This is a genomic window from uncultured Oscillibacter sp., from assembly GCF_910579365.1.
In the GTDB taxonomy this organism is placed as follows: domain Bacteria; phylum Bacillota; class Clostridia; order Oscillospirales; family Oscillospiraceae; genus Oscillibacter.
Genome location: NZ_CAJTUX010000116.1, coordinates 1 through 5,154 on the forward strand (window position 1 = coordinate 1; position 5,154 = coordinate 5,154).

Annotated in this window: 7 protein-coding genes and 1 pseudogene; 1 reads left to right on the top strand and 7 read right to left on the bottom strand. The window is 52.8% G+C overall.

Annotated elements, in window-relative coordinates; all coding sequences use genetic code 11:
• Positions 1 to 58: 58 nt before the first annotated feature.
• A pseudogene (locus QZ329_RS14845) lies at positions 59 to 169 on the top strand (TnpV protein); the annotation flags it as partial.
• Positions 170 to 220: 51 nt separating this feature from the next.
• Here QZ329_RS14845 and QZ329_RS14850 read toward each other — a convergent pair.
• The 7 genes from QZ329_RS14850 to QZ329_RS14880 form a co-directional block, all read right to left on the bottom strand.
• A complete protein-coding gene (locus QZ329_RS14850) occupies positions 221 to 502 on the bottom strand; it encodes a UPF0158 family protein (RefSeq protein ID WP_295753781.1) in 282 nt (93 codons plus the stop codon).
• A 29-nt stretch (positions 503 to 531) separates the two neighbouring features.
• Entirely contained in the window at positions 532 to 1,074 is a 543-nt protein-coding gene (locus QZ329_RS14855) for a sigma factor-like helix-turn-helix DNA-binding protein (protein ID WP_295753782.1), read from the bottom strand.
• 454 nt (positions 1,075 to 1,528) lie between these two features.
• Positions 1,529 to 2,305, bottom strand: coding sequence for a HAMP domain-containing sensor histidine kinase (locus tag QZ329_RS14860; protein WP_295753784.1), 777 nt, complete (start codon positions 2,303 to 2,305; stop codon positions 1,529 to 1,531).
• Entirely contained in the window at positions 2,293 to 2,799 is a 507-nt protein-coding gene (locus QZ329_RS14865; RefSeq protein ID WP_295753785.1) for a hypothetical protein, read from the bottom strand. Before QZ329_RS14865 ends, QZ329_RS14860 begins: the two co-directional genes overlap by 13 nt.
• The gene (locus QZ329_RS14870; protein WP_295753786.1) at positions 2,796 to 3,470 is read right to left on the bottom strand and encodes a response regulator transcription factor; all 675 of its coding nucleotides are present in this window, start codon (positions 3,468 to 3,470) and stop codon (positions 2,796 to 2,798) included. Before QZ329_RS14870 ends, QZ329_RS14865 begins: the two co-directional genes overlap by 4 nt.
• Before the next feature lie 19 nt (positions 3,471 to 3,489).
• Entirely contained in the window at positions 3,490 to 4,500 is a 1,011-nt protein-coding gene (locus QZ329_RS14875) for a trypsin-like peptidase domain-containing protein (RefSeq protein ID WP_295753787.1), read from the bottom strand.
• A gap of 59 nt (positions 4,501 to 4,559) precedes the next feature.
• Positions 4,560 to 5,048 (bottom strand): hypothetical protein, encoded by a 489-nt coding sequence (locus QZ329_RS14880; protein WP_295753788.1) that lies wholly within the window; start codon positions 5,046 to 5,048, stop codon positions 4,560 to 4,562.
• Positions 5,049 to 5,154 lie beyond the last annotated feature (106 nt).

The window sequence follows — 5,154 nt, forward strand, 5'->3', positions numbered from 1 at the left end:
AAGGAAATGAGGTAATCGTATGGAAGTCACAAAAAAACTTCAAAAGCTCAGTCTGACGGGCGTGACCGAAGCCCTGAAAGCATCCAACCAAATGGAATGGGTTGGACGGATGAATAATATCCGCAACCGAGCGGAGGAAATCATACTCCACGAACTGGTCTACGCATGAAAATTATAATGGGAGTGGCTGTGCTCATGGAGCATAGCCACTCCCCGTTTTTTATTCTGTTTCTATGTATTCAATTTCCTCATCCCGGCACCAGCGAATGGCGATCTCCCGATACGCCGCCGCCTGATAATCATACCACTGCCGCTCAATATGATGGTAATAAATTCCATTCTTCAACCGGCGGAACGCGCCTTTACCACGAATCGCGTGAGCCAGCTCCTGACAGACCGCGCCGGGCGGCAACGTTTCACCAGTCTGTGTATCATAAAAATAGGTAAACGCATCGTCGGCGGTTTCGATTGCCTCAATTACCTGTTCTAGTTTAATTTTCATTGTGGCTGGCTCCAATCATAAATTATCATCTATTCGAGCGGCAATTTGTCGCTCGAACAAAACCGCTCAGGTCCTATGAATGTCAGCATAAATTTTTCCGGAAGTTTTATTATAGGAACCTTTTGAAGATACTCGACAGCCCGCATTGCGAACCTGTGGCTGACCATCGTATCCCACTCGGCTAGCAGAATGATCTCCGCCGTGCCGCCCTTGAAATCATAGTGAAGTTCGCCCCAAGCACCGTCACAGTCCGCGAGATATTCGTAGACTGCGGCGGTTATTTTTTTGCCACGTTTCTTCTGCGACTTTAGGCGGAGTTCCACCGCATGGAGTTCGTTTTCCGTAACCAACAGTCTTGTCAACTTGTCCTCCGCTCTGGCATAGGCCCGCTCCGGTATTTCAAAAAGCAACTCATGCCGCAACAGCTTCAGCGCGGAACGTTCTGCGCTTTTTGCGCGGCTCTCTGTCAGGTGGAAATACTGCGCTGTTTCGGTGAGCGGATGGTCTTTGCCGTCCGCAAAGCCAAAGCGGTACTGAACGTAAACATTTTCCCGATCTGGCAGAGCATCCATGGCCTCATGAAGTTCAGTCGCTGTCTCCTGTTCAATACAAATCTGCTCCGGCAATTTAGCGCAGGGAGAATCAATCAGGGTTTCAACGGCATCGTCCTCTGCATCGTCTAAATCTTCATGCAGATATATGATATATGATTTTCCAGGCGTTTGCTTTATCGTGCCTCAAAAAGCATTTAGGTCATTAAGGAATAGATTGATACAAGGCCCTGGCATCGCTGTTTCAGTGACGCCAGGGCTTTGCTTCGGTATATGTTTATTACTTCCGAACTGAACGGTCGGAAGTAATATGTGCCATGTTTTGCGGTTGCCGCTGTTTACAGCGGCGAGCAAAACGGCTTGAATCAAATTCATTATTTCCGAGCTTTAAGCTCGGAAATAATAACGCCGGGCAGGTCAATGCCCGGCTCACAGTATTAGGAGCTTTTTCCCTGAGACACATCAGTAATGCAATTTACAAAAAGCCCCTGGAACCCGAGGTATTCCCGCGTTTTTCATTGACCTGGGGAAGGAGCGCGGTGAAGGTGATGATCCCGTTTGCATAATGATTGGTCAGCCGTCCCCGGTGGCGGGCAACGATGGCTCTGGCCGTAGACAGGCCGATTCCATATCCGCCGGTAGTCCTGGATCGGGAGGAGTCCGCCCTGTAGAAGCGGTCAAAATAGCGGGGCAGCCGGGCGGGATTCAGGCCCGCGCATGGATTGGAGACGGAAAGGCGGACCGTCCGGCCCCGCTGTGATACGGACAGGCGGATCGTTCCGCCCGCGTCGCAGTATTTGACCGCGTTGTCCAGAAGGATGGAAAAGAGCCGGAACAGGTCGTCCTGGACGCCTCGCAGCTCCACGCCGGCGGCGACCTCCGCCGCCAGCGTATTCCCCTCCGCCTCTGCCAGGGGCGCAAACGCCTCCGCGCTGGCCAGGGCGATGCCGCTGAGGGAGAACACCTCCGAGGCCCCCTCCCGAATGGTCTCCTCCGTGCGGGCCAGCTCCACCAAATTGCGGATCAGCTTGTCCAGCCGGGCGATCTGCGTCCGGGCGCTCTCCAGCCACCGGCTTTCCCCGCAGGAATCCGACAGCAAATCCAGATCCGCCGACAAAATGGAAAGGGGCGTTTTCAGCTCGTGGGAGGCATCGGTTACAAACTGTCTCTGCCGTTCCAGGTTTTCCGCAAAGGGACGAATGGCGCGGCCGGAGAAGAACAGCAGCAGGAGGAACACAATCAGCGCGCACACAAAAATATAATCACAGTGATGCGCAGCATGTTGTCCGCCGCCTGGAGCATCAGAAAACAGTCCATAACAATCATGGTGCTGCCGCCGCCCTCGCTTGGAAACAGACCGAAGCGGTAGTAATCTACATATCCCCGGCTGCCGCCCGCTTGTATGACCTTGCTGATGGTCTCCGTAACAGAGTGACGGTCAAACGCCGCGATATGCTCAAGATTTACGGCTTTTACTTCCCGCTGTTCCGTAAGCTCCACGATGAAATACCGGGTTTCAAAGGCGGTTTCCGGTGTCACCTGAAACTCGAAGTCAGAGGGGTCGAAGGCCGCGCCGGGAGGAAGAAAGGTTCCGCCGTTCTGATGCAGCAGCGAAATAGCCCGGTCTACCCGCCGGGTTGTAATCCAATGGTTTCCCACACCGATGGAGACGCAGAGAACCGTCATGGTTCCCAACAGCGACAGCATGGCGATCCAGATAAATTTCCATCGCAGAGATCGAATCATGAAAATTCCTCCAGCACATAACCTTGTCCCCTGCGGGTGGAGATACGGATATTCGCGCCCGCCGATTCCAGCTTCCGTCTTAGATAGGAGATGTAAGCCCAGACTACATTGATCTCAGCCTCGCTGTCATAGCCCCAGATGGATTCCATAAACTGCTCCGTTGAAATGGGCCGCCCCTTCTGCCGCATCAGAAGCTCCAGCATTTGAAACTCCTTATTGCCCAGCCGGATGCAGGCGTCTCCGCATCTCAGTTCAAAGGAGGAACGGTCTAATGTAACATTTCCAGCGGAAATGACGCTGGGCGTGTATGTCCCGCCCCGGCGGGTCAAGGCGCGGACCCGCGCCACGAACTCCCGGCTGTCAAAGGGTTTTGGCAAGTAATCGTCCGCTCCGTTTTCCAAACCGGCCACCCGGTCCTCTACCTGACTTTTTGCGGTCAGGAGCAGCACCGGAGCGGCGATTTGTTTGGCCCGAAGGGCTTGCAGGACCTGAATTCCATCCAGCTTTGGCATCATGATGTCCAGAACAATACAGGCGTAATTTCCCTCCAGCCCGTAATCCAGCGCGTCCTGCCCATTGTAAACCGCGTCTACGGAATAATGCTCACGTTTCAAAAGCGCTTCCAGCACCATGACCATCTCCGGCTCATCATCCGCTACCAAAATTCGCATGATAAATCCTCCGAAACGTTTACTCTGGTTTCTGCTCCGTCAGCTTAACACTGACCACAATCTCCTTGCCGCCTCGGAAAGCAGTGACTTTGACCGTATCTCCAACATGATGCTTGTCCAATACTGCGGATATGTCTGCGGCGTTATTGATAGGCGTACCATCAATCTCCGCAATCCGGTCGCCGGCTTTCAGGCCATTGCTTTCTGAAGAACCGGCTACATATAGTCCGGGCTTATCAAAATACGGCTGCCAATTTAGCCCGGGCCTTGTCAGTTGGGTCACGCTGATCCCCAACTGCGGACGGCCAGTCACATAGCCGTTGCAGATCAGTTCCTGTGTGATTTCCTGCACAGTGTTGGCAGGTATCGCAAATGCCAGCCCTTCAATGTCGCTGCCGGATGATTTTGAATTTACTACTCCAACCAGCTTTCCGTCAAGGTCAAATAGACCGCCGCCGGAGTTCCCCGGATTGACCGCCGCCGATGTCTGAAGCAGCGTCATAGTTTGCCCATCAATCGTGATCTCCCGGTCTTTTGCGCTGATGATGCCCTCCGTTACCGTGCCGCCCAATTCACCAAGCGGATTGCCGATTGCGATTACAAAATCGCCAACCCGCACGGCGGAAAAATCAGCCAGCTTTGCAGGAAGCAGATCAGTCGCCTCAATTTTAAGTACCGCTAAATCTGTTTTGGAATCTGTCCCCTTTAAGGCTGCTTCATATGTCTGCCCATTGTTTGTTCGCACTTTAATTGTGCCTGCTCCATCAATCACATGGTGATTTGTCACAATGTAGCCATCCTCCGATAAGATGACGCCGCTTCCGGCCCCCTCCATTACATATTCCTGGAACCAGTTGCTGACCTTCTTGGTTTCCGTAAATACTTCCACAACGCTGGGGGCGGTTTGTTCCACAATCTCCGCCAAATCAAGAACCACCAAAGAAGCGGCGGACGCGCTGCTGCACAGCAGGCTCATACACAGCAATACCGCACAGAAAACCGATATCATGGAGCAGCTTCTTTCTTTCATAGCAAAATCATTCCTTTCTTTTGTTTTGGATGGTTATGCCTTTCCGGCCAAAATCCAGCTTATTTCAGCGGCAGACCGCCTGGAGGAAGGTCCGGGTGAGACAACCACAACGTGCATTGAAGCTCCCCATCATCTGTGAGAATGAAATACAGCGCAAGCTCGTCTGTGTCCCCGCTCACCATCACATAGCCGACGCCATCCTTGCCGGTGGTCGCGTCAATGACCGCTCCTTCTGAAAAGGAGAGGCGCATGGTTCCCTGCGTCTGCTCCTGCCGGTCCAGGAGTGCCAGCATGAAACTGCCGTTTCTGGGCAGATTGGGAAATGCCAGAGCGGTGTCGCTCAACGGATACTCCAGGATATGTCCGCCGTTTGAAAGCCGAATAATTCCATCGGAGAACATTGTCCCATCCTCATGCGCAAACCCAGCTGTAACAGAAAGATCATCTTCTTGGGCTGGCTGATCCTGTTTTACTGTACGGATATGGCAGCATAAAAGCACGAGCAGAATCGTGAACATTGCTGCTGCTGTTTTTTTCCAAAATCGCATAAAATCACCTCACTCCATCATTTGGTCTGCGGCGGCTTACTACCGCCAGTATAAGAAGCTGTACCAATAGGCTAAAACCGCTTGAGTAAAGTGCTGAAAGCAGCAA